This window comes from Levilactobacillus bambusae, assembly GCF_003124125.1.
GTDB lineage: Bacteria > Bacillota > Bacilli > Lactobacillales > Lactobacillaceae > Levilactobacillus > Levilactobacillus bambusae.
The window spans coordinates 269135-292894 of record NZ_QCXQ01000001.1 but is presented as its reverse complement, the minus strand read 5'-3'; the positions used below and the strand labels follow the sequence as shown (position 1 = coordinate 292894).

At 46.5% G+C, this 23760-nt stretch carries 20 protein-coding genes and 1 other RNA gene; 13 read left to right on the top strand and 8 right to left on the bottom strand.

The window, feature by feature from the left end; translation table 11 throughout:
- Positions 1-91: 91 nt before the first annotated feature.
- Positions 92-628, bottom strand: coding sequence for a DapH/DapD/GlmU-related protein (locus DCM90_RS01520; protein WP_109249592.1), 537 nt, complete (start codon positions 626-628; stop codon positions 92-94).
- 244 nt (positions 629-872) lie between these two features.
- On the opposite strand from DCM90_RS01520, the gene DCM90_RS01515 reads away from it, so the two are divergent.
- Entirely contained in the window at positions 873-4970 is a 4098-nt protein-coding gene (locus DCM90_RS01515; RefSeq protein WP_109249591.1) for a YhgE/Pip family protein, read from the top strand.
- 103 nt (positions 4971-5073) lie between these two features.
- Here DCM90_RS01515 and DCM90_RS01510 read toward each other — a convergent pair whose 3' ends face one another.
- Positions 5074-5889 carry a Cof-type HAD-IIB family hydrolase gene (locus DCM90_RS01510; RefSeq protein WP_109249590.1) on the bottom strand — a complete coding sequence of 272 codons (816 nt, stop codon included), beginning with the start codon at positions 5887-5889 and terminating at the stop codon, positions 5074-5076.
- Between the two features lie 136 nt (positions 5890-6025).
- Here DCM90_RS01510 and DCM90_RS01505 point away from each other — a divergent pair, with 136 nt between their 5' ends.
- Positions 6026-7384, top strand: a complete 1359-nt coding sequence (locus DCM90_RS01505) for an RsmF rRNA methyltransferase first C-terminal domain-containing protein (RefSeq protein ID WP_109249589.1) — start codon at positions 6026-6028, stop codon at positions 7382-7384.
- A gap of 206 nt (positions 7385-7590) precedes the next feature.
- On the opposite strand, the gene fni is transcribed toward DCM90_RS01505, so the two are convergent.
- From fni to mvk, 4 genes are read right to left on the bottom strand one after another with little or no spacing between them, the layout of a single operon-like run.
- Positions 7591-8625 carry a type 2 isopentenyl-diphosphate Delta-isomerase gene (gene fni / locus DCM90_RS01500; RefSeq protein WP_109249588.1) on the bottom strand — a complete coding sequence of 345 codons (1035 nt, stop codon included), beginning with the start codon at positions 8623-8625 and terminating at the stop codon, positions 7591-7593.
- A 15-nt stretch (positions 8626-8640) separates the two neighbouring features.
- Entirely contained in the window at positions 8641-9717 is a 1077-nt protein-coding gene (locus tag DCM90_RS01495; RefSeq protein WP_109249828.1) for a phosphomevalonate kinase, read from the bottom strand.
- Between the two features lie 25 nt (positions 9718-9742).
- Positions 9743-10729 (bottom strand): diphosphomevalonate decarboxylase, encoded by a 987-nt coding sequence (gene mvaD, locus DCM90_RS01490; protein WP_109249587.1) that lies wholly within the window; start codon positions 10727-10729, stop codon positions 9743-9745.
- Positions 10726-11706 carry a mevalonate kinase gene (gene mvk / locus DCM90_RS01485; RefSeq protein WP_306419283.1) on the bottom strand — a complete coding sequence of 327 codons (981 nt, stop codon included), beginning with the start codon at positions 11704-11706 and terminating at the stop codon, positions 10726-10728. Before mvk ends, mvaD begins: the two co-directional genes overlap by 4 nt.
- A gap of 215 nt (positions 11707-11921) precedes the next feature.
- Between mvk and DCM90_RS01480 the strand changes: the two genes are divergently transcribed.
- From DCM90_RS01480 to DCM90_RS01470, 3 genes are all read left to right on the top strand, one after another.
- A complete protein-coding gene (locus DCM90_RS01480; RefSeq protein ID WP_109249826.1) occupies positions 11922-14753 on the top strand; it encodes a helicase C-terminal domain-containing protein in 2832 nt (943 codons plus the stop codon).
- A 59-nt stretch (positions 14754-14812) separates the two neighbouring features.
- Positions 14813-15319, top strand: a complete 507-nt coding sequence (locus DCM90_RS01475) for a cell wall elongation regulator TseB-like domain-containing protein (protein ID WP_225365934.1) — start codon at positions 14813-14815, stop codon at positions 15317-15319.
- Positions 15320-15400: 81 nt separating this feature from the next.
- Positions 15401-16129, top strand: coding sequence for a DnaD domain-containing protein (locus DCM90_RS01470; RefSeq protein WP_109249586.1), 729 nt, complete (start codon positions 15401-15403; stop codon positions 16127-16129).
- A 146-nt stretch (positions 16130-16275) separates the two neighbouring features.
- Here the strand turns inward: DCM90_RS01470 and DCM90_RS01465 are convergent, their stop codons facing one another.
- On the bottom strand, positions 16276-18618 hold the full coding sequence (locus tag DCM90_RS01465) for a PBP1A family penicillin-binding protein (RefSeq protein ID WP_109249585.1): 2343 nt from the start codon (positions 18616-18618) through the stop codon (positions 16276-16278).
- Between the two features lies 1 nt (position 18619).
- Entirely contained in the window at positions 18620-19267 is a 648-nt protein-coding gene (gene recU / locus DCM90_RS01460) for a Holliday junction resolvase RecU (RefSeq protein WP_109249584.1), read from the bottom strand.
- 174 nt (positions 19268-19441) lie between these two features.
- On the opposite strand from recU, the gene DCM90_RS01455 reads away from it, so the two are divergent.
- The 8 genes from DCM90_RS01455 (at position 19442) to DCM90_RS01425 (ending at position 23628) form a co-directional block, all read left to right on the top strand.
- Positions 19442-20014 carry an SLOG family protein gene (locus tag DCM90_RS01455; RefSeq protein WP_109249583.1) on the top strand — a complete coding sequence of 191 codons (573 nt, stop codon included), beginning with the start codon at positions 19442-19444 and terminating at the stop codon, positions 20012-20014.
- Positions 20015-20071: 57 nt separating this feature from the next.
- Positions 20072-20419, top strand: coding sequence for a cell division regulator GpsB (gene gpsB / locus DCM90_RS01450; RefSeq protein ID WP_109249582.1), 348 nt, complete (start codon positions 20072-20074; stop codon positions 20417-20419).
- A gap of 16 nt (positions 20420-20435) precedes the next feature.
- An RNA gene (rnpB, locus tag DCM90_RS01445) (RNase P RNA component class B) lies at positions 20436-20817 on the top strand.
- 126 nt (positions 20818-20943) lie between these two features.
- Positions 20944-22104 (top strand): THUMP domain-containing class I SAM-dependent RNA methyltransferase, encoded by a 1161-nt coding sequence (locus DCM90_RS01440; protein ID WP_109249581.1) that lies wholly within the window; start codon positions 20944-20946, stop codon positions 22102-22104.
- A 25-nt stretch (positions 22105-22129) separates the two neighbouring features.
- Positions 22130-22300 (top strand): HIT domain-containing protein, encoded by a 171-nt coding sequence (locus tag DCM90_RS10060; RefSeq protein ID WP_225365933.1) that lies wholly within the window; start codon positions 22130-22132, stop codon positions 22298-22300.
- The gene (locus tag DCM90_RS10055; protein ID WP_225365932.1) at positions 22300-22491 is read left to right on the top strand and encodes an HIT family protein; all 192 of its coding nucleotides are present in this window, start codon (positions 22300-22302) and stop codon (positions 22489-22491) included. The genes DCM90_RS10060 and DCM90_RS10055 overlap by 1 nt, the downstream gene beginning before the upstream one ends.
- 96 nt (positions 22492-22587) lie before the next feature.
- A complete protein-coding gene (locus DCM90_RS01430) occupies positions 22588-22785 on the top strand; it encodes a hypothetical protein (protein ID WP_109249580.1) in 198 nt (65 codons plus the stop codon).
- Between the two features lie 279 nt (positions 22786-23064).
- Positions 23065-23628, top strand: a complete 564-nt coding sequence (locus DCM90_RS01425; RefSeq protein WP_109249579.1) for a TetR/AcrR family transcriptional regulator — start codon at positions 23065-23067, stop codon at positions 23626-23628.
- The last annotated feature ends 132 nt before the right edge of the window (positions 23629-23760 follow it).

Below are 23760 nucleotides of genomic sequence, written 5' to 3'. Positions count from 1 at the left end.
TGACAAAGTGGCGGACGTAAAATTAGGCGCATCCATCAAANNTTTGATGGATGCGCCTAATTTAATGGGTTAAAAGAAGGTTATGACTAACCTAGTGGATGACTTCGCATGGGTTACCGGTTGCTTTGACGTTTGCGGGTAAATCATGCACAACGACAGAACCGGCCCCAATTATCGACTTTTCGCCAATTGTGACGCCGCCAAGAATGGTTGAATTAGCCCCCACGGCCACGTGATCACCAAGGGTAATCGACTGCCCCCGCGTGTTAGTTTCGGTCATGGTAACGTCAACTTCGTTACAAGCGAGGACGGTATTCGCCCCGATGGAAACGGATTTGCCAATGGTAATGGGTGCGGTATCAATCATTACGACGTTAAAATCGATCAGGGCGAGACCCGTGAAGTGGATGTTAAAGCCAAACTCACAGTTAAAGTTGTGGCCGATGAAGACTAACGGGTTCCAGTCACCGAAGAGCTGGTTTAGAACCGCAGTTCGTTCTGATTCGGCAGCGGGTGCTAACTGACTTAGTTGGTAGGTTAACGACTGCGTATGACGCTGACGCTGTTTGACCGTTTCATCGGTTGCTTGGTAACCACGACCGGCCGTAAAGTCAAAGTATGCTGGCATAAAAATAACCCCCTATAAAATATTTTGCATTATTTCTAACCTAACCGGAATGTAGGCCCAGCGCAAGTAAAGGGACTTCACTAGGTTTAACCCTTAAAATTTAGTATTGATTGAAAAAATGGAAAAGTGTACACTCAAAAACGTAATGTCATGAACCTTTAGTAGTTTGGTTAATAAATGGCATTACATATTTTTAACTAAACTACGACATGACATTAACTAATTAATTGGGGAAGTTAGTGAAATGGACAAAAAAATAGCTACACGCGCAGCTATTGGGGCCGCCATTGTGATTCCGGTGGGCGCTGCCGCGTTGTTTGTTCACTCGATCTGGGATCCATTTGGACAAACCAGCCAGTTACCCGTGGCGGTTGTCAATTTGGACCAGCCGGTGAACTACCAGGGCCAAAAAATGGCCGTTGGAAAAACCATGGTGGATCAACTTAAGAAGAACCACCAGCTTGGTTGGAAGGTCGTCTCGGCCGAGCAGGCTCAAGCGGGATTAGCCCACAACAAGTATTACACCGTTGTGACAATCCCAAAGAATTTCTCGAAGTCTGCGACTACCGTGACGGACGCCAAACCGAAGCAAATGCGGCTATCGTATAAAACCAATGATTCCTTTAACTACATTGGGCGAATCATTAGTGACACGGCAGCCTCTAAACTTAACTCACAGATTCAGTCGGCGGTCACCAAGGCCTATGCCTTAGCCACCTTCAAGCAGGTTAAGTCGGCGGGGGACGGATTTCAGAAGGCCGCAAACGGCGCTAAGCAGTTAAGCGATGGCACGGTGACCCTAACGGATGGCATGAACACCTACACCACTGGGGTACATACTTTAAGCAATGGACTGCTCAGTTTAAAATCGAGTGTCAGCTCATTGCCAACCGGGGTTCAAAAACTAACCACGGGGTCTGAGACCTTATCAGCGGGACTGGGAACTCTGAAGAAAAGTACCGGTCCATTAGCCGATGGGGTCAGCCAGCTGGCAAATGGTGCGAACAGGGAGACAGCTGGCCTTAAGACGTTAAATGATAGTACCGGGGCCTTGGCATCTGGTGTTTCTCAGTTGGCAACGGGCTCAAATCAGTTAACTAGTGGACTGGGCACCCTGAACGGAAGTACGGGCGCCCTCGGTAGCGGCGTTAGCAAACTCTACGCCGGTTCGAACCAGCTAACAAACGGGTTAGGAACGCTGAATAGTAGTACGGGAACGTTATCATCCGGAATTAGTCAGCTAACCACGGGGTCGGGTCAGGTCACGAACGGATTGGGCTCACTTTACGATAAAACGGGTGAGTTATCGGCCGGGGTTTCAAAGCTGTACGGGGGTTCGACGAGTCTAAATAACGGGATCAACACCTTAAACGGCAGTACCAGTCGGCTCGCATCCGGGGTTTCTCAGTTATCCACGGGGTCCAATCAAGTTACCGCGGGACTGGGCACCTTAAACGGAAAGACCGGACAACTGGCAGATGGTACCCAGAAATTAGCGGACGGCAGCAAATCCTTAAATGATAACATGGTGACATATGTTAATGGTGTTTACCAGGTTAATGGTGGTGTTCAACAACTTTATTCGGCCATCACCAACTCGGGGTTAGTGACTGAAGACGCCAACGGGAATTTATCGAGTGCCATTGACACTAGCAGCTTAGACGCCCTAAAGAACGCCGATGTAAGTGGACTGAATTTAAGTTCTCTGAGTTCATTAAGTGCGTTAAGTCAAATGGATGCGAAAACATTGTCGAGTGAAATTGCGTCGTTATCAAAGGTAACGTCGAACTTGAAGCTTTTCCAAACCCTGTATAAGTCCCAAACAACGTCCCTTCAAAGCAACCTTAATAAAATTGATCTTGATGGAGGAACAACGTCGACAACGACGTCTTCGAAGCTTTCGCAGGCCGCCAATAGCTTGGCTCAGTCTGCATCAACCCTATCGACATCGGCTAAGAACAGCGACCTGACTGATGTCCAACGCCAATTGGCCAGCCTTAGTGATGAGGTCAATTCGGCTTCGTCAACCAAGACCACGACAACGAGTCAATCAACCAATTCGGCGAATGTATCCAGTCAATTGGCTAAGGTAGAGAGCGATGTTTCAGCACTCACTAACCAATCCACCACGACGAGTTCGACCAGTAATGATTCAAGTAGCCATATGACGCAGGCTGAAATTAACGCCAAAGTGGATTCAGTTGCCAGTGCCCAAAAGATGACGAGTGCTCAAACGGCAGCCATGAAGAGTGCCTTATCCGGGGCGGGAACATCATCGTCGTCGGCTTCAACCACTAAAACCACATCCTCAACGCCGGATACTAGTGCCTTGAAGAGTGATCTAGCTAGTTTAAAGGCGGGGTTATCTAAGAATTCGACAACGTCAACTTCAACAACGAGTGGCACTGATTTATCGGCCGTTAAGAATTCGGTTAGCTCGCTTCAAACTAGCGTTGCCTCACTGCAAGACCAGAAGACGAATCAGCAGGCGGCCATGAACGCAATTAGTCAGCAGGCATCGGCCATTAGTGAAAACCTTGAGACACTGCCAACTGCAGGGGCCACTTCATCAACCTCTGCTAAAGCGTTGGCCGCAGCCAAGGCCAATGCCTCTACGTTAGCCAGCTTGCAAACGATTCTAGCCGGGCAACTCACCAGTACAGAGACCTCAATGAATGATTTAAAGCCGCTGTTGTCTGCATTAAGTAACCAGCAAACGATTGAGGGGCTCCAAGCCTTAATGGCCAAGGAACCTGAATTAGAGGCCTTAATTCCACAGTTGCAACAGTTACAGAAGAGTTTCCAAAACGTCGATCTGAATAGTATTATGGGTCAACTTTCTGGGTTGACTGAACTCAAGAATGGCACTCAGCAGTTAAGCGATAACGGATCTGCTGTCCTCTCTGGGACCAGTCAACTAGCTGATGGAACGGCTCAGCTTAACGGCCAAGTTCCAGCCTTGACGTCGGGAATTACACAGCTGTTTAACGGCTCAAGTCAGGTTTCAACGGGCTTGACCCAACTAAACGGTCAGGTACCCGAGTTAACGTCGGGAGTGGCCAAACTAGCCGATGGTTCTCAACAGTTAAACGCTGGCTTATCATCCTTGAACGGCCAGACTCCGATACTTGCTTCAGGAGTTTTCCAATTGTTAGATGGTTCGAAGCAGGTTACCAACGGATTAACCGAAGTGAACGCTAAAGTTCCAGCGTTGACCTCCGGCGTGAGTCAACTCTATACGGGTGCTAGCCAGCTATCAACGGGACTAGGATCATTAAATAGTCAGGTGCCAACGTTAACGAGTGGGGTGAGCCAGCTTTATACGGGATCCCGTCAACTTTCAACCGGCCTCGGAACGTTAAACGCTCAGGTGCCGACGTTAACGTCGGGAGTCGCCCAACTGTATAATGGTTCGGGTCAACTATCAACGGGATTAAATACGCTTAACGCGCAAGTACCAACGTTAACATCTGGGGTGACTCGATTAGCTGATGGCAGTAACCAGCTGACAGCCGGGCTGCAACAGTTAAATGGGAGTACGCCAGCCCTCATGAACGGGGTGAACCAGTTAGTGGACGGAGGTTCTCAACTGGATGCTAATTCAGCCAAGTTAATGGACGGGGTTAAACAGTTAAAGAATGGTGGCGGGACACTTGCTAGTTCCCTTCAAGACGGGGCCAATCAAGTTCAGGCTCAACCACTCACGAGTAAGACAGCGAACATGTTTGCGAGTCCGTCTAAGTTAACACACGAGAGTACAAGTACGATGCCAACCTTTGGGGCCGCAATGACACCATTTATCGTTTCCTTAATGACGTTCGCGGGAGTTACCGTTCTAGTTGGGATTTACGCTCATTTACGCCGACTTAGAACACCAGGTCAAATTTTACAGTTACTGGGCCTTGTTACTGCCCAGGCAATCTTGTTTAGTTTGACGTTTGGTTTATTGACCCACGCTGCTCACTTATTCGGGTTTATGAGTGTGGCAATTCTCTTAGCCTGGGCTGTCATGTTCTTTGAGGTTACCTTGCGACTCTACCTAGGTCGAATTGGGCTGGTGGTTGTTGCGGGACTTCTCTTTATTCAACTATGTGTTTCAAATAATATTTTCCCAAGTCAAACGGTTAAGACCGGGTACGCAGGGTTGGCTAAGTACATGCCAATTACGTATTCAAACGCGGGCCTATCCGAGGCTATGGGATCAGGAATTAGTGCGTTAACCATTGCTCAAGGAATTAGTGCCGCACTAGTGTTGCTTACGATTTGTTTGGCACTCATTGCGTTGAAGGTTCGTCCATCAAACGGCTTACCAGAAACCAATGACGAAGAGTTTGATATCTAAGCAAGTCACCGGTTAATCATTTAGTTAGAAAACCTAAAAGGGGCCCGGCAAATTCGATGTTGTTCACCGAATTTGCCGGGCCCCTTGGCGTGCCGTGGAATTCCTATTCTGCTAAACCGAGGTAGTCTGTGAGGTAGTTGGCAACGCCGTCCTCTTCGTTTGTGGCCTCCGTAATATCATTGGCAATTGATTTAAGTTGGGGTGTTCCGTTTTGCATGACGACGCCCCAACCGGCGTAGTCAATCATGGCGGTATCATTGTGTTCGTCACCAAACGCAATGATGTTTTGCCGGTCAATTTGATATTGATTGGCGATAAATTCAACGCCAGTAGCTTTTTGGATCCCCTTGGCACCAATCTCGAGGACGGAGTCGGGGCCACCCCAAGGAGCAACGTCCACTTGATCGCCAAAGTGATCGTTAAGGTATTGAATCACGGCCGGCTGTTTATCGCGGTCGAGTGCGATCGTGAGGCTAGTGGGGTCTTCTGATAGGGTGGTTTGGCTTAGAATCTGATTAGTGGCTAAGGTCGTTGGAAAAAAGCCGAGGTGAATGGGATTATCCTGGGCCGCTAGGAACAGCGACTTACCTTCTGCAGCGAGGTAATTAATCCCGAATTCATAGTGGTGGGCCATCAGGTCAAACGCAATCCCGCGGTCAATGGTATATTGGTATTCCAAATCCCAATTTTGGTTATGGGGCATATGACCAAGGCTCCCGTTAAAGTTGATGAGGGGCGTGTTTAAGTGGAGGTCATCGTAGATCTCGGCACTTAACCGGTAAGGCCGGCCCGTTACGATACTGACAATGTGGCCTGCTTGAACTGCCGAAGTTAGGACCCGTTTAGTTTTTGATGAAAGCTTTGATTCATTATTAAGGGTTGTGCCGTCGAGATCAAGGGCGATCAGTTTTTGAGTCAATTAAGTCACCTGATTTCTTTAGAGTTAAAACGATGTTCCCAATATACCATAGTGTTGAAAAAAGGTCGACTTTCGTGCGGTCCGCTAGACGAGTATAATGAGGAAATAAAGAAATCGGATCAGGGAGGAATTAAGTGTGGCTAAGTTACCACAAGCATTTATTGATAAATATCAGCAATTAATGGGTCCTGAGGCGCAGGCCTTCTTTGCTAGCTTTGATGAACCAGTGAAGCACGGATTTCGGATTAATCCATTAAAACAATCGATCCCCACCGGATTGGATTTATCTGAACCGGTGCCGTACGCTAAGTGGGGGTATTACGGTGAAGTTCACGGTCGATCGGTAGCTCACCAGAGCGGGGCCATCTACAGTCAGGAACCGAGTGCCATGTTTGTCGGGGCTACCGCACACCCTGAACGCGGCGACCGGGTGCTCGATCTTTGTGCGGCTCCGGGTGGCAAATCAACTCACTTAGCGAGTTACTTAGATAATACCGGCCTCTTAGTTTCCAATGAAATTATGAAAAAACGGGTTGGTGTTCTGGCTGAAAATATTGAGCGATTTGGCCCCCATAACACGGTAATTTTAAATGAAAGTCCGGAACGATTAACGCGACCGTTTGCCGGCTTTTTTGATAAGGTGGTTGTGGATGCTCCCTGTTCGGGCGAAGGGATGTTCCGGAAGGATCCAGAGGCAATGGCGTATTGGGACGCTGATTACCCGCAAAAGTGCGCCGCTCTGCAAAGGGAAATCCTGACGGAGGCCGTTAAGATGGTACGGCCTGGCGGACAGCTAGTCTACTCAACGTGTACGTTTGCACCGGAGGAAGATGAACAGACTATCGCGTGGTTGTTAGACCAATACCCTGAATTTCACCTCATACCAATTGAGAAAACGGCCGGAATTTCGGACGCTAGACCGGAATGGGCTAACGGCAATCCAGAATTAAAGAAGGCCGCCCGCCTTTTTCCCAATCAGATGTTAGGCGAGGGGCATTTTGTGGCTAAATTACAGGCCGATGCCGATTGGAATCAAGGTGCAAAACCGGCCAAGCCACAGCAAGTTGGCCTTACCCGTGAACAGCAAAAACTGTGGACGGAGTTTTCAGCCGATCAGTTAATCGGGATAACTTTTCCTCATTTGCTGACATTTGGAGATCAACTCTACTCGGTGCCGGCTGAGATGCCGGCCTTCGGAAAATTGAAGGTTGAACGGCCCGGATTACACCTTGGAACGTTTAAGAAAAAACGGTTTGAACCTTCCTACGCGTTAGCCTTAGCGGTAAAACCGGAACAGGCCCAGCATCAATTGACGATTAATCACGAACAGTGGGCGAAGGTAGTACATGGTGAGACCATTACGATTGATGAAGAACATTCTAAGGGATGGTACCTTCTTGTATGCGACAATCAACCAGTTGCATATGGCAAATTAGTCGGTAAAACGATTAAAAATTTCTTTCCTAAGGGACTTCGGTTCCAAGTCTATGACTAAATGATTGGTCTGCGGATAATCTTAATCCGCAGACCTTTTTATCTTATTAAGTAACACGTCAATTCTTACTTTAACTTATTACCTTAAACACAACCCCGCACCTAGGGGGATTAATTCTTCGCATATGATCAAAAGGGTATTTAGCACTTACTAAAAACGGAAGGATAACCAATTTGGTTATCCTTCCGTTTTACATTCCCGTAAAATTAATAGGGGATTTTGCGTTGCCTTAAGTAGCTTTCCATGTTAGGTGAAACGAGTAGTTTTACCTGCTGAAGTTCCGCAAGGGTTCTAACCCCCAATAGGGTCATAATCGTTTTAACCCCTTGCTTCCAATCATTAAGGGTGGCAATGATAGTGGCATCATCTTCATGAATTAACAGGTGGAGAAGGGCACCGGCAATTCCAACCGCGTTTGCACCAAGGGCTAACGCCTTTACAATATCGAGGGGGTTCCGGATCCCACCCGTTGCAATCACGTCTAATCCAGAAACCATTCGAGCCTCCATAAGGGATTGCACTGTAGTTAAGCCCCAATCAGAAAGGTAGGCTAGATCTTTTTTAGGGCGCCGAAAGTTTTCGATTTCCGCAAAGTTTGTGCCTCCCCGGCCACCTAAGTCGACAATGGTTGCCCCGAGCGTTTTTAACTGGGTTAGGGTTTCCATGGACATCCCAAACCCGACTTCCTTAACAATGACAGGTACCGGAAGCAAGGCAATGGTTTGTTGCAATTCAGCTTGCCAAAAAAAAGACCGGTCTCCTTCAGGCATCACTAATTCTTGGGGGGTATTCAGATGGATCTCTAATGCGTCCGCCCTTAATAAATCAACACTCTTTTGGGCTTGCTCAAGACTATGACCAGCGCCAATGTTACCAAAAACTAATCCAGTGGGGTTAGTTTGGCGAACGACACTAAACGACTCTTTTAATTCGGGTTCCTTTAGGGCCACGCTTTCTGACCCCGTTGCCATCGCTAGTCCAGTTGCCGCAGCAATTTTACTTAAGCGGGTGTTTAACTGGCCCGTTTTAGGACTGCCTCCGGTCATGGCTTCGATAAAGAAGGGGATCTCCAGTTTTAGGGGACCTAAGTGGGTCGCATAAGAAACTTCATTGAGTGATATTTCTGGAAGACTTTGGTGGATAAATTGGACGTCATCAAAGCCGGAAGTGGCTGTCGGTTGATAGAATTTTTCAGCAAGCGAAACATGTTCATCTTTGCGGTGCGAATGACTTGATGCCATGAAAATCCTCCTTCATCATTCACCTAAGACATGGTGAACGTTCATTTTTAACCGTTTAATGCCGTTTGCCGACCACTCTTTAACCATCGTATTAATGTCCTGATCCTTGTTAATAATGACAATCCCACAGTCACCACCACCCGCACCGGACGATTTAGCTGCACCGCCAAACCGTTCAGCAATATCACACATTTTAGTTAAAACGGGGGTTTCAATGACCACGTGACTAAAATCGGCTAGTTTCTTAAGCAGTCGCCGGTTAACTGTGATTTCCCTTTGGATAACCGGTAATTGGTTGGTTCGAAATCCAGTTACAAGGCGGTTAATGCACTGCTTGCTCTGATTTAAAAAGGCCTGGTAGTGATCAGGTTGTTCCGCCTTCATGACGGCCACCCGGTCGACGAGATGGGAGGTCGAAGCAGGTGATCCCGTCCACCCAATTAACAACTCTAATTTATCGGGTGGGGTAAGCAACTCGATGGAAAGCCCGGGCCAGTCCTCATTAATTAGTTCTGGTAGTCCCTTCAGGTGGCGTTCAGAAGCTAGCCAATCATGATCAAACGATTGGTAAGCCATCCAACCACCGTATACACTGGCCGCAATATCTCCCAGAGACCCATTACCCTGAATATCTAAGTGGGCGATGGCGGCTAATTTAAATAGTTGAGCTTTTTTTAAGCCTAATTGGTAAAACTCATTGAGCGCTTTAATGGTAGCAACGGTTACAGCTGCTGACGATCCAAGACCGTATTTTTTTCCGTCCGGACTATCTAAGTCGCTATCGATTTTCATATGATAAACGGTCATCTTACGTCCAATTTCACGGGCGTAGGATTCGGTCAGTCGAATGGCCGATAAAATATACTGAAAGGGATTATCACGGTCATCAAAAACCATTTCGTCTCCCTCTCGGCGCCATACAATGGGGGTTTCTTGATATTGGGTAGAAATAAGACTACCCACGTCCTCACTATTTTCAACGGAAACCGTCACAAATTGATCAACAGCGACAATAATTGCAGGGTATCCAGATTCAACCACCGCATATTCGCCTGCAATATATAATTTTCCGGGAGCTTGCACGGAAATCAAAAACATCATGTCCTTTCAGCAACAATTAATCAGAGAGGTAGGTTAACCCCTTACCAGGGCGTGTGGCCAATACATGATCTGCCCCAAATTCACTTGCCAGGGCAGCTACCACAGTGGTTTCATTTTCAGATTCACAAAGAATTTTTAGGTTGGGTCCAGCATCTAAAGTAAAGTAACATTCAACGCCAGTTTGTCGAAGGCTTTGAACAAGGTTCATGGCCCGAATAGTTTCACCATTAAAATAGGTAAAACTCGGTGCAGCAGATAGGGTTAGAGCGTGCATCCGCATAGCATTTGCCTCCATGATCTGACCGACATGTGTCAGATCATGGTTTAGAATGGCCGGCTTAATTTCCTCTAGATCCTTTGCCACGATAGTGGGCCACTGGGCGTAAAAGGGGGAACTAGCCACACTGGTTTGCATTCCAAGGGTTGATGAAACTTTCTTTTGGTTGGCATCAACGATTAATGCCACCATACTAATGGGCCAAGTCACATCTTCCTCGACCGGAAAAGCGTAGGAGGTCTCGTCGTTTCCCTTTTGCCACTGGACAAATCCACCATAAATCGAACGGCTAGCAGAACCTGAACCCCGTCGAGCGAGTCGTGATAGATCTTTACGGCTAAGATTTAACCCTGCCGCCCGGCTAGCACTTCCAGCTAATGCGGCAAAAGCGGATGCGGATGAAGCGAGGCCCGCCGACGTCGGAACATGGTTAACGGACTGAACCCGAGCAAACGTTGTCAGGTGACTCCACTCGCGCACAACATCTAAAAATTGATGTACCCGGGATGCTTCGTCGAGTGACAAACGGTGGGAATTAAGGGTGACTTCATCGGCCGTTAAGCAATCGTCAAAAACCACACTGGTATCCGTGTAAAACCCATCTAACGTCAGAGATAAGCTATCTGTTATCGGTAATTTCAAGTCAGAATCAGCCTTCCCCCAGTATTTTACGAGCGCAATGTTCGTATGGGCCCTTGCCGTACTCTTTGAAAATAACTGGGTCATTGTGTTTTTTCCTCCTCAAAGTTAAAGGACTCAATCCAGGTTCGGGTAGCTCCAGTTGCAAGCAGGGCGTCCGAAACCTGGAGGGCTTTTTCTTCATCGGCACAGAGTGCAATCATGCAGCCGCCTAAGCCGCCGCCCGTCAGTTTAGCCCCCAGTGCTCCCGTAGCCATAGCGGTCGTAATTAACCGATCTAATTCGGGAGAACTCACATTTAATTGATTTAACTCCCATTGGGCTTCAGTCATCATTTGGCCTAAGTCACGGGAATTATCGCTAGCCACTGCCTCCTTAGCCTCATTAGCTAACTGGCCTAACCTTTGCAGGTGTTGATCGGTTTTTTCAGGACTGGTCATTTTCTGTTCGGCCACGTGTTTCACAGCTTGACCGGTCTTTCCCTTGATCCCACTGTCAGCAATGACTAAATAAGAGGACAGGGTGATTGGAATTTGAATGATTTCCTTCAGGTGCCGGTCGTTGACAAACCAAATTGGGACGTCGGAACTCGTGGTAGCGGCATCCATTCCGCTAGGGTTTCCGTGGGTAATGGTTTCTTCGATGTCGGCATCCGCTAATAGTTGACTTCTCGTTAGGGGCCGATCAAAATATTGGTACATTGCCCGAATAATGGCGACCGCAGTGGCAGCAGAAGAACCCATGCCACGTTCAGCCGGTAATTCACTCTCAATGTGCATTTTAAAGCTGGTGGTTTGGGCGTCAAACCGGGTTAGCAGGGTTTCAATCAAAGTGCGGATCCCTTGCATATTATCGCTTAACCGCTGAATTGGACCAGAATAATAACGACAGTCTAACCACTGTCCGTTACTACTGTTAGATTTAATGGTGACGGTAGTGACCACTGAAGAGAGGGGAAGGACAATGGCCGGTTCGCCATAGACTGCGCTATGTTCCCCAATAAGGATGATTTTGGCGTGACTTTTACCAATGGCCGTTTTTACCATACTATCGCTCACTTTCATTCGAATTACCTCGAACCTTTATCATACCCTAACTTTAAAAAAATCGCCAGAATGCTTATAGGTTTTTAATCAACTGATAGTGATTTTAACGGGGACCGATCGAGTAAATCAAATGAAAATCAAGGGTCGGGTTTACTCCTCCGTAGCCTTGTTACCGTAAGTGGTGTATGATTGGAGTAAGAATTTAGCAAGAGAATTTGGTGATTAAGATCCTTATGAATAATAAAACAATTTACGCAGTAGTTGACATTGAAACGACCGGGACCTCAGTTAAGGATGGGGACCGAATTATTCAAATCGGCTGCGTTTTTATTCAAAACCATAAAATTATTAATCGGTTTGCCACGGACGTTAACCCCGAACGGGCGATTCCGGCAGCCATTGAGCGGCTAACAGGTATCACCAACAAGCGGGTTAAAAAGGCACCGTTATTTGATGATATTGCGGGGACGCTCTATAGTTTATTGACCAACACGGTCTTTGTGGCCCATAACGTTAATTTTGATTTACCCTTTATTAACGCTGAGTTTGAACGGGTTGGCTACCCAATTCTTGAAATCGAAGCGGTTGATACGGTTTCCCTCAGCCAAATTTTGATGCCTACGGCGACTAGTTTTCGCCTTAGGGATCTTAGCCGGACACTTGCCATTGAACATCGTAACCCGCATTCAGCAGATAGTGATGCCGACGCAACGGCCCAACTATTTATTCATCTGCTGCACCGACTCCGGCAATTACCGATCGTTACCCTTCAACAAATGGTTGATTTACGGGCCGATTTACCTCGTGATACTGCTGATCTATTTGGGTCAGCGCTAGAATTGAATTTGAATCGCCCTAAACCCTTGCCAAAGGGAACCTATATTAAAAATGGGTTGGCCTTACGGGAATCACCTTCAATGGAATTAGAACCACTCACGCCTGAAGCAGTTGACTACCCCAAGACTAAACGGCAAAAGCTAAGGTTAATGCCGGCCGACTTAACGTGGCGAGCCGAGCAATCAAAAATGATGAACTTGATTTATAAGAATTATCACGACACCGATCAGCATCCCGTTAAGACGCTGCTAGTTGAGGCACCGACCGGCCTCGGTAAAAGTCTAGGGTATGGACTACCGTTTGCCTATTTAACCCAGGTAGGGGGGCAAACGGTCGTTAGTACGGCGACGACGCTATTGCAAGAACAATTTAAGGCGGACACCATTCCGGCGTTGAATGCCATTGTGCCGTTTAACGTATCGGCCGTCATTGTCAAAGGAAACCGGCACTATATTGATCTGAATCGATTTGCTTTGACACTTGCGATTGATGAACCCTCCAAACAGACCCAGTTACTTAAGCTAAGGCTGTTGGTATGGCTGACCCAAACGACTACTGGTGATTTAGATGAGTTGCATCTGGCAACGTATTCTGCCCCTTATTTTAGTGAGATTGTCCACGGCCCCGTAGAATCGGTACCCGTTGATAGTCCCTTTTATGCGGATGATTTCTTACGCCGCCGTAATCGGGCGGTTCAGTCCGCTCAGTTTGTCATTGTTAACCACGCCTATTTAGCGGAGCACGCCCAAGCACTCGGGGAGTTATTGAACCAACCGTATTTAGTGATTGATGAAGCCCAGGATTTTGTCCGAAGTACCATTCATCAAAGACGATCGACCATTCGGTTTTCTCAAATTATTAATGCGATTCATCACGTTCAACGGACGGTAAAAAGCGAGCACGGTCGGTCCTTAACGGATACCTTTGTGGCCGACGCAGCGATGACGACCCAACTCGTTGGGATTGACCACTTGCTGTTAACGTTGGATGATGCCATTCAGACGATTACCCATTCGCTTTACCACAAATTTATCGGTCAACATCGTCGACCTGAGAATGATCAGACTTATGAGCAATTAGTCGATCGGCAAGCGTTAAGCCGCCAGTTTGCCGACCTTCAAGCCGCCCTTAAGGTTTGTCGTAGTGCAGGGGATATTTTACTAGATGAACTGGCAAAACTGCGGCAAAAATTTGAGGGTGATCCCGAACAGTGGGAAGAAGCCGATGACTATGCGTTTACAAGGTTTGAACGGTATGCTCGACAGTTGGATGAGTTACTCGCACAAATGTTGGCAATCGTGGACGAATCGATGGTCAGTGACACCGCAAACCTATTTTGGCTGACCCTGGGGCATGCAGGCGATCAAAACAGTCTGCAGCTATCCGGGGGACTTCTTTCTACCGAGGGCTTTTTAAGTCGCCACGTTTACCAGTACTTTCAGCCCCCCTTATTTACCGGGGCGACGCTATTTTCATCTAAACGTTCGACATTCTTATTAGACCGTTATGATTTAGACCGCGAACAGGTGGCAACGCATCGGTTGCACAGTAATTTTGACTACCGTCAGCAAGCAGAACTTTTGGTAGCCACAGATGGGCCTGATGTTGCTCAGGTTAGCAATCGGGATTACGTTTCTTACTTAGTGGGTGCCATCGAGGATCTGGCGGGAAGCGTCCATAAGCAGACCATGGTTCTTTTTAATTCGTTAAGTCTCATTCAGGAAGTGTACGATTGGTTAACTCTATCACCCGTGTTCCAAGATCGTGAAATATTAGCTCAGGGGGTAACCGGATCGCGGGAACGGATTGCCAAGCGGTTTAGTCACGGCACGGATGCCATTCTCCTCGGTGCGGGTAGCTTTTGGGAGGGTGTCGATCTACCAAATGAACAGTTAGAGTTATTACTGATTACGAGACTGCCGTTTGAATCGCCCGACCAAGTATTTGTCAAAGCCGAGTATAATCGCCTCACCGCGGAGGGAAAAAGTCCGTTTTATAATGCGGCGTTGCCAAAGGCTACACTGCGGCTTCGACAGGGAGTTGGCCGCTTGATTCGGACGGATCAAGACACCGGGGCAATTGTGATTCTTGATCGCCGCTTAATTGATAAGCCGTACGGAAAATCAATGCTGAATGCCTTGCCGGCTGATTTACCCATGATTACGGGAACCACGGAACAGCTGCGAATGAGACTCGTTAATTTTTTTGAAAACTCAAGCGGAATTTAATTTAAGACCCTCAAAGTTTGGTACACTGAACAACAGTGAATAAAGGGAGCTGTTAAGCAATGATGAGAAGTGATTATCAGCGGACCCGTAGTCATCGACTGCGATGGCTGTGGGGGATACTGATTGTAATAATATTAATTATTTTTGGTGGGCTCTATCTGGTGGGCCACGCCACCTCCCCGTTAGTTCACGCACAGTCAGCTGCCGTATCAAAGGCTAAGCAGTCAGGCGTCAAACCGACCTCGGGCTTTTACTGGACGAATTTAAACGATGTGTACTATACCGTTCCGGGAACTAAAAATAAGCAATCAGTCTACGCGATTGTACCAAAGAGCAAGCAACTTAAAACGACCGTCGTTAAACAGAATTCGGGGCTAACCAGAAACGATATTTTAAAAAAGGTTTGGAGTCAGCAAAAACCTAAAAAGGTATTGCAGGCGGCACTCGGATTATTCAACGGGGATCCTGCCTGGCAGGTTAGTTACGTGAATCAATCGGGTAAGTTATGTTACGTTACCTACGCTTTTAAGACGGGTGAGACCCTTCAAAAAATCATGAATATCTAAGATTAATGTTTCAGGCTAAGGCCATACCATACAAATTTGGTATGGCCTTAGCCGCATCATCACAATGATAAGGAGATCCACATGGACAATTTTGCAAAGCATTATTTAGCGGCGGGGCAGACAAGTCTTTCAAATTACCTATTAAGTCACTACCATGAGTTAGGGATGACTAACGATCAATTTTTAGTTTATCTTCAGCTAAAGGGACAGCTTGACCGGGGCAATGAATCACCTAAGGCAGATGACATTGCGTCAGCATTAGGCTGGGACGTTCAAGAGGTTTATTCAGTGTTACACCAAATGATTTCGGCTAAGCTGATGCAGATTAATACCAAACGTGAAGCTGATGGATTAAGTCACGATCAGTATGACTTTAGCCTACTAGCCGAAAAACTATCCATGTTGGATCAGCAAACGGTGAATGTCATTTCGGCCACTAATAAGAAGTTCGAGCGAAAAGTAGTTTTTGAACAAATCCAACAGGAATTTGGCCGGTTACTTTCGCCGATGGAAATGCAGGAGGTCAACGGCTGGTTAGACGAGGATCATTATGAACCGAATTTGATTGTTTTAGCCTTAAAGGAAGCCGTGCTGAATCAAGCCTATTCCTTACGCTATATGGATAAAATTCTATTGAATTGGGAACGTAAAAACTTGACGACGGCACAGCAGGTTCAAAAGGAGCGGGAACGCCAATTAGAAAGTCAGCAGGATAAAGGGACGGGCAAGCAGCCCGGCCAGCAAAAGCTTCCCCATATTCCTTTATTTAACTTAACTGACCCCGATCATTTTAAAAACCTGGATTCCTAAGGGACTCGTGTTGGGATAAAAACAATAGCCGATAACACGGTTTATAATAAAAAAGCAGCCTTACCAGTTCGATTATCCTGCAATCGAATTTGGTAAGGCTGCTTTTGGTTAGATTAAGTCGGTGCTCATCGCCGATCTATTGCTGCTTATTTATCGGTTTGAGTCGTTGCCGGTGTGGCTGCTCGATCTGACTTTGAAGAAGTTGTTGCAGACGAGGCTTTCTCACTAGAAGCAGATGAGGAATTACTCTTAGACGATGAGGAGGCACTCGGTTCCTCTGTGGATGAAGACTCCTTGGAAGTCGTTGAGGATGAGGAACTAGATGAACTAGATGATGAAGATGACTTAGATGTTGAAGACGATGACCGGTTGGTGTTGCTTGCGTTACTTCCAGTAGTGGACGAAGCCGATGAGGAGGCTCCCGTGACACTAGAATTACTGGAAGTAATTGCTGCGGTTCCAACGGCTTGATCATGGCCAACAACGTAGTATTCGGAGACACCGTTCTTCTTGGTCATTCCAACATCGCTAGGCTGCGTCCAGTCACTACTTGGGTTGTTCATTTGCAGATACTGCATTTCGTACTTATAGATCTCTTGGGCAATCTTCGTTTGGTCCTGAGTCAGATAGTGGCCAGTCGTATACTGCTTGTCATACCCCGTCCAAACTGAGACGGCCTGGTTTTTGGTGTACCCGGTAAACCAAGAGTCCATGGCGGAATCACTCGGAACTTGGTCCTTAAAATCGTCGGGGTACTGGGTCGTCCCGGTTTTACCTGCCTGATAAACACCGCTGATCTTAGCCGCCGTTCCTGATCCGTTAGAACTGGTCATGACACCTTTAAGCATATCTGTCATCATAAAGGCAGTTGCTTGTGACATTGCCCGTTTGCCGTTCGAAGAGTAGGTGTTTGTTTCCCCAGACTTATCAACGACCTTATTAACCAGGTAAGGTTTGTAGTAGGTTCCACCATTCGCGAAGGCCCCGTAAGCTGCTGCTTCCTGTTCCGTTGAGACGTAAAGTCCAATTCCGTTTTGTAATGATAGGGTGTTATCAAAGGTCATTCCTAACCCCTTTAAGAAGGTTGTGGCCCGTGAGATTCCTACGTTTTGCAAGGTCCGAATTGCCGGAATATTCCGGGATTCAACCAGCGCTTTTCGCATGGTAATGGTTCCCTCATGTTTGTTATCAAAGTCGTTCAGAGTCTTGCTGGTACCCGGGTAGGTAAAGGCCGTATCCTGGACCGGTTGGTAAGTCGGGTAGTAAAGATCCTGAATGGCCGGACCGTAATCCATTAACGGTTTAGCCGTTGACCCGGAGGACCGATCAGTTTGAACGGCCCGGTTCAGACCAAGGCTGACGTTACCGGTTTTCCGGCCGCCAATCATTGCTGTGACCTTTCCCGTGTTCGGATCGGTCACCGTAGCACCGACTTGGAACTTATCGCTTGGGTAGCTGAGATAGACGTCGGAATTGACGATGTTGTAAAGGTGTTCCTGCGCGCCCATATCTAAGTTAGTGTAAACTTTTAGGCCACCCGTTTGGAGGTTGTAGCCCTTGCCCTTCAATTCAGCGTAAACTTGTTTAAGGTAGGCATCGGCAACCTTACTGGTCTTCGCGTTAACAGAGGTTGAGGTATGCGTTTTAGACAGGCCGTCAGTAACACTTACTGCCTTGGCTTTGGCGGCATCCCCGGCAGTGATTTCTCGGTTTTCTGTCATCGCCGTGAGGACCTGATCCCGTCGCTGTTTTGCGTATTGTGGGTAGCGGATTGGGTCATAACCGGTTGGCGACTGTGGCATGCCGGCTAACAGGGCGAGTTGAGGGAGAGTTAGCTCATCTAGGGATTTATCATAGTAGTAATGCGCAGCGGTCTGCATCCCGTAGACCCCGTTCCCCATATAAACCTTATTAATATAGAACTCAAGGATCTTATCTTTGGAATACTTTTGGTTCACCTTGATAGCCAACCAAGCTTCCTGGGACTTCCGCTTTAGGGTTTGATCAGAAGCGTTAGTTGAAAAAACGGATAGTTTAACCAGTTGTTGGGTCAGGGTACTTCCACCCTGCATCCCGAGGGTCGATGATCCGGTCAAATCCGCAACGGCAGCCCCAGCGATCCGGATGGGGTCAACCCCCTTGTTTTTGTAAAACCGGCGATCTTCGATGGATACAACGGCCTTTTTGAGGGTGTCTGGAATATCCTTGGAACTCACGTAGTCCCGGTTCTGAGCTCCTAACCGTGAAATAACCGTACCGTTCGCATCGTAGATCTTAGTTGAGTTATCGCTTGACAGCTGTGCCTCACTAATGTGCGGTGCGCCTTGGGCGTAGAAGAAAAATAGCCCGGCACCGGCAACCACAGCAAACACAATTACGGCGACGATCACAAATAAAATCCGGCGGAAAATTTTTAAGCCCCGGCGAGGCCCCTTTTGATAATTTTGTTTATTACGGGCGACCCGGGAGTTTGGATTATTGCTCGACATGTTAATCTCCTTTAACGTCAAATTTTTCAGAGTTCAGGTTATCATCAATCAAATTATCAACGGCGTCCAAGTAGGGGATGAGAGGCTGCATTTTATAGCGAACCTCGTAGCCAATCTGTTCTACGTCGGTAAAGGGGATTGATTTGCGACCCGATGATTGTTCAGCGGAATCCCAGTAGTTGAATAAGTCAGAAGCCTTTAATAGGAAAACTCGGTCAACGACTTTAAACTTAATTAAAGCAAAACAGATCCCTCCCTGAGCGACACATCGACGCAGGTGTTCGACTTGATGTTGGTGAAAATTTTTGAGGGGAAATGCGGTTTTATTTCGGGTCTCCTTAGCGTCAAAGTCAATGTAGCGGCCACGGTAGATTCCGTTATAATCCGTGGTGGAAGCCTCTGAAAAGTAGGCTTCGCGGATTACCGCTGAACTACGCTTGGGATAGTCCACCTTAACAATGTTAATCGGGGTCGGTTTTTTATGAATGACGGCAACTTGATGCTCCAAATAATAAGTATTTGACGCGTTAATCTCATCTTCTAACGCCATTCCGCGTTTCCCATAGGTGGTTGTGCGTTGAACTAGCTTGGGACGGGTAGAAGTGGCGTTAGCATGAAACACCGTGCCGTTTGGATAACGAATGGTCACCTTCTCATCACCTTTCTAAATAGGGTCATTAACCGACAATATGGCCATTATTAAAATTCAGCTATTTGTATTATACCAATCAAAATCAAGAAAAACAGTCTTAGACCAACTTTAACCTGTTCGAACCGATAAATTTGCGGTAAATTATAAGTATAAAAAAGTAAGGTGAATCGGATGAGTCGACTTTGGCTAACGGGTTACCGGAGTTATGAATTAGGAATTTGGGGAAACGATGATAAAAAATTAAAGGTCATCAAGTTTGCCCTAAAAAACTATTTAATTTCACGAATTGAGGATGGGGTAGACTGGCTGATTAGCGGGGGACAACTAGGAACTGAGCAGTGGAGCATCGAGGTGGGGCTGGAACTTAAAGCGGAGTATCCTGAACTTCAGGTTGCCATGATGCTGCCGTTTGCTCAGTTTGGAAGTAACTGGAAGGAAGATAAACAGGCCGCTCTGGCCACCTTAGAAAGTCGGGTTGATTTTACTGATTCAGTGACTAATGCACCCTATCAGTCACCCCAACAGTTAAGAAATTATCAAGAATTTATGTTAAGCCATACGGACGAAGCTGCGTTAGTTTATGATTTAGATATGCCGGGGAAACCGAAGTACGATTATGACGCTGCCCACCGGTTTTCCGAGGAACATAACTACCCAGTCGTATTAATCGATATGGACTGGCTGCAAGAAAGTGCTTCTGAGTATGCCGAACAAGAAAATTTAAAAAGGGATTCCCAATTTTAAAAAAGTATGCTAACATAATTTATGCTGGTTTATACAAATGACGAGGTGTAATGATCGATGCAAAATATTAATTTTACTCCAAAAGATATCCTGCAGAAGGAGTTTCGCCAAAAGATGCGGGGATACGATCCTGCAGACGTTGATGAATTTTTGGATAGCGTCATTAAAGATTATGATACGTTCTCTAAGGAAACGCAGACGTTACAAGATGAAAATGAGCGCTTGCGTAATAAGGTAGATGAACTTGATAAGCAGCTGTCTGTTAGGAGCCAAGCGCCTTCCAGCAGCAGCCAGCAAACGGCAAGTACATCTAATATGGATATTCTCAAACGGTTATCGATGTTAGAACGTAAGGTGTACGGCCCACAATTTGATAATGATCCAAACGAATCGCATCGTTTGTGATAATTTACTGAGTGCAAATCCTGGGTAATTGCGGTCGGCAATTGTCGGCTGAGGAAAGTCCATTCTCGCACAAGCTGAGATGCTTGTAGTGTTCGTGGTCAGCGAAAAAATAAGCTGGCGGACGTCTTAATTGGCGTTACGGCGGAAAAAACGACTAAGGCTTCGGCTATGTCCGAGTATTCCTGAAAAGTGCCACAGTGACGATACAACATGGGAAACTGTGTTGGTGGAACGCGGTAAACCCCTCGAGCGGGAAACCCAAACTTATGGTAGGGGAGCTTCACATCTGGAAATGAACTAAATGTGGGGGGAGAACAAGTTATTGTTCTCGAGATAGATGATTACCACCAAGTCAGTGAGCCTGAATCCTGATTTGGTACAAAACATGGCTTACAGGGATTTGCACTCTGTTTCAGGCGACGGGTGGGAGCTTGCTCCCACTTTTTTTGTGCCTATTTTTGGTTAGTTGGTTAATGGGTACGGTTAATCAACCGAATGAATAACGTACTCCCAAGGAGGAAAATATGCAAAATTTTCATATGTACGCGGCGACTGCTAGTGGAATTGAGGCGTTAGCAGGTCGCGAACTTCGTGATCTAGGTTATGAGACGAAAGTGGAAAACGGCCGCGTTAGGTTTGATGGGACGATTGCGGATGCTATTCGGACGAATTTATGGTTAAGAACGGCTGATCGGATTAAAATCATTGTGGCAGAGTTTGACGCCCGCACTTTTGATGAACTATTCGAAAAAACTAAGGCTTATCCATGGGACCAACTTTTACCAATGGACGCGAGATTTCCGGTAGAGGGCCGATCCCAAAAATCACAGCTGCATAGTGTTCCGAACGTTCAAGCCATCGTTAAAAAGGCGATCGTCAACAAGCTATCTGACGTTTATCACCGCCGAACGCGATTGCCTGAAACTGGCCAGCTTTATCCGCTTGAAGTCGCTATCAATAAGGATCATGTTTTACTGACCTTGGATACGACGGGAGCCAGTTTATTTAAGCGGGGTTACCGTTTGGACAAAGGAACGGCGCCCCTTAAAGAAAACATGGCCGCCGCATTAATTGATATTACGACGTGGCACCCTAAGACAATGCCGTTTTTAGACCCTACTTGTGGTTCAGGGACCTTACCAATTGAAGCTGCATTGATTGGTAGAAACATTGCCCCCGGCTTTAACCGGGACTTTGTTTGCGAATCATGGGATTGGGTGGATGCTCAAATCAGTAAGGATTTACGGGCAGAGGCAGATAGCTTAGCGGATTACGACGCGGAATTAGAGATTTATGGTTCAGATATCGATGGAAGTATGATTGATATTTCTCGGGTGAACGCCCAAGAAGCGGGCGTTCTGCATGACATTCAATTTAAACAGGTTGCAGTAGCTGACCTAAAGCTAGAGCTCGATGATGGGGTGATTATTTCTAATCCGCCCTATGGTGAACGGATGAGTGACCGTGAGAGTGTCCATAAGCTTTACCGTCAAATGGGCCATGTTTTTCGACCGATGCGAACTAGTTCCGCCTACTTCTTGACTGCGGATTTGGAATTCGAAGAATACTACGGCGAAAAGGCCACTAAGAAACGAAAGCTTTATAACGGGGCCCTTCGTACGGATTACTTCCAGTACTGGGCGAAGGAACGGTCCCAAAAGTTCACTAAGGGGAAGGATAGCTAGTGATGAAGGAACAGGGGTGCCTGTTTTGCAAAAAAAGGAAGACGTTTTAATTGAAAACGAGCTGGTAAAGGCGTTTTATGATACTCACCCCGTTAGAAAGGGCAACCTGTTGATTGTTCCGGAAAGTCATTTTTCGACCCACTTTGACGTGCCCCGAGTTTATCGGGCGGCTATGGACGATCTGAGGACGATCTGATGAATCAAGCTAAATTGATATTAGATGAAATGTATTTGCCTGATGGGTATAGTATCGGAATTAACGTGGACCTCGATACCGGTCAGACCGTTATGCATGCTCACATTTATTTAAGTCCAAGGTATAGTGGGGATGTAAAGGATCCCCAGGGTGGAATTCGCAAAATGCTTCCCGGCCCAAAGGGTAATTAAAGAAGTAAAAATTCTTGAGTTTATCTGTAAAAATTGATAAATTAACCGTGTACCAATAATGATTAATTTATCAATTTCGCTTGGGGGGCGTTAACGATGAAAAACACAGTTTGGCCAATAATCTTAGTTGCGGTTGTGCTAGCAGTTTTTCTTAGTGGACTGCTAGTATTCTTAGAATCAAGCTTTGGTGTTATGGCCTGGACAATCGGGGTAGCCGTAGTTGGCGTACTGAGTTACAGCATTGATCGCGTTTACGATCAGTGGCAGCAAAAGAAGCAGCAAGAAGCGTCATAACCATTTGATAATATAATTTAGCTAGCAGCGGAGGGCACTTCCGCCTGCTAGCTTTTTTATTGTATTTGTTATTCTTAAGAATATATAACACAGATCAGTATTTATTTTTATATTCTAAAGAATAACATGTGGAATAAAAACTTCTCAAAAAAGTGAGAAGGGGAGAATAATGGCGGTGCCCAAACAGCGTTGTTACAATATGTTTACATTGTTTACATATTAAAAAACGGGTGGTATTATAAATGTAGAAGACCATGAGTTAAGGGGAGGGACAAATCAATGGCAGAAAAAAGCAAGACTGATCAATACCACCACAAGAATTTAGGCCAAGACATCTTAACCCTTGGAGAAGAAAAACTCGAGGAACAAGGATACGAAAACGTTTCTCTCAGAGAAATCGCCCGGGACTTAGAGGTAACACCAGCAGCCGTTTACCGTCATTTTCCTGATAAAAGTTCTTTAATGAGCAATCTTTTGATTAAGATTTCACAAGAGTTCGATGATCAACTACACGCCCAGGTGCTTAATTCACCAGAGGCTAGCCAGATGTTAACTCAGATGGTGATGAACTGTTTAACGTTTTCTACGGAGCGAACGGAAGCGTTTCGATTTTTATTCAGTAGTCCGTATGAGTTACCAACCGATAAAAAATTACCGGGACAAAAGAGTTTATCAACGATTGCAACCCTCCTAATTGCGCAAAACGACTTGGAGGTTACCGTGCCAGTCCTCACTCAACGAATTTGGGCGGTCATGATTGGGTACGCCAATTTACTACGTCAAACCCATGAGCTCGCTGATGTCGCCTGGGTACGAAGTCTTCTGCGGGTTCTAACTAGTTAAGATTAAGAAATCGTTAGTTTGCTACTGATCTTCTCCGATTCGGGTCGGTTATGGGACGATGTATGCTAGAATACAGGTTAATAACAACAGGACTATCGGCCTAGCGCGTCGTTAGTAACTGGCAGTTTAGCT